General features: G+C 60.3%; 2 protein-coding genes. Both read right to left on the minus strand.

Annotation, left to right across the window (positions count from 1 at the left end):
* Positions 1-587, minus strand: a 587-nt coding sequence (locus tag ACQUSW_RS13700) for a DUF5134 domain-containing protein (protein ID WP_428932871.1), incomplete at its 3' end; no start/stop codon positions are given.
* A 106-nt stretch (positions 588-693) separates the two neighbouring features.
* Positions 694-1,935, minus strand: a 1,242-nt coding sequence (locus ACQUSW_RS13705) for a heavy metal translocating P-type ATPase (RefSeq protein ID WP_428932872.1), incomplete at its 5' end; no start/stop codon positions are given.

Below are 1,935 nucleotides of genomic sequence, written 5' to 3' on the forward strand. Positions count from 1 at the left end.
ACAAGCATTGGCAGGCACATCGCTGCCATCCCGAGGCACATCAGTGCTCCCGCTCCGACATCTCCGGTGTGACCTACCCACATTCGTTTTCCGCCCCGCACACAACCGACGAATTCCACGACGAAGATCGCACCAGCAATGATCAGCCCCGCAGTCAAAACAACACCGGCAAGTGCAGCATCGACCGGCAGCGCAGAGTGATCATGTCCGGACGCCGACGGGTCCGCATCGGCCATGACAGCGACCATCCACACCATCGCAAGCATCATGACCACATGCACGGCCTGGTGCCACGCGCCGTGCCCACCAAGCAAGCGGCGAGAGACCCGGCGTGACGCTTGGAGAACCAGCACGATCGCGTACCAGACCGCGGCAGTGATGAAGAACACCAGCTGCGGGGCACCGGGAATCGCGGCCCACCACGGCCATGCCATGGCTGCCATGTCGACCGCCATTACAGCGTGGAGTGCATGCCCGATCGCCTGAAGCGGCCGCGACCAATCTACGAATACCCTGAGCGCTGAATAGGCGGTAAGCGCAGAAAACAGGATGGTAAAGCTCCATTGCGCGGCCGGATCAGTGAACAACTACCCTCCAAATTATCTCTACATCTTGTAGTAGACACTCTAGTGGGGTTGGTTCCTGTTTCGCAAAGTGGTGCTCGAAGGTCGGATCCTGCGGTTGCAGCGAGGGTCAGTGTGTCCGGTGAAAGTTCTGGAGTCTGAGGCTGTTGTAAACGACGAGCACAGAAGAGAGAGCCATTGCTCCTGCAGCGATGAGGGGGTTGAGAAGGCCAGCGGCAGCGATTGGAATTGCGGCGATGTTGTAACCGAAGGCCCAGCCAAGATTGACTCGGATGGTCCGGAGGGTGCGTCTTGATAAGGCGATCGCATCTGGGATGACCGCCAGGTCATCGCGGACCAGGATGATGTCAGCGGACCTGAGCGCGATGTCCGTGCCGTTGACGAGAGCGAGCCCGAGATCTGCGGCGGCAAGCGCGACGGCGTCATTGATACCGTCGCCAACCATGGCGACACGTTCGCCCTGGGCTTGAAGTGCACGTACGACATCTGCTTTCTGAGCAGGGAGCACTTCACTATGAACGGTACCGATGCCAAGCTTCGCGGCGGTATCCGCGCCAGCGGCACGATTATCACCGGTGAGAAGAACCGTGGTCAACCCTTGTCGGTGCAACGCCTTTACAGCCTTCTTTGCGCCAGGCTTGATGGTGTCGGTGAGCCCGATGGTGCCGATAAGGCTCCCTGAGCGCGCGACGAATGCGACGGTTTCAGGGACCGAACCAGCCGTGTCAGGAGCGAGGTGCCTGTCTATTCGAATGTCGTGGTCTCGCATGTACGCCAAGTTCCCAATGTGGGCGCGTTCACCGTCAATGACCGCGGAAGCCCCCTTGCCCGGGACTGCTTGAAATTCGTGAGGCGGTGCAAGATCGGTAATCTGTTTCTTCGCCGCCGACACGATGGCGCGGGCGAGGACATGTTCTGAACCCTGCTCCAGGGACGCCGCGATTCGCAGCAGTTCATGTTTTGCGACCCCCGCTACTGGAGCGACGCTACTGACCATCATTGTGCCGGTCGTGAGGGTGCCTGTCTTGTCGAGAACGACAGTGGTGATCGTGCCACTTGCTTCAAGTGCGTCTTGGCCTTTCACCAGAATTCCAAGGCTTGCCCCGCGTCCGATGCCGACCATAAGCGCGGTCGGCGTGGCGAGGCCGAGGGCGCAGGGGCATGCGATGATGAGCACGGAGATTCCGACCGCGAAGCCGCGTTCGAAGGATGCTCCGGCAAGCATCCATCCCGCACCGACCAGGATCGAGAGAACGATCACTGCGGGGACAAAATAAGTGGTGATCCTGTCGACGAGGGTTTGCACTCGGGCCTTCCGAGCTTGAGCCTGCTCGGCGAGCATCGCCATCTG

Source organism: Microbacterium luticellae (assembly GCF_050408645.1).
Taxonomy (GTDB): Bacteria; Actinomycetota; Actinomycetes; order Actinomycetales; family Microbacteriaceae; genus Microbacterium.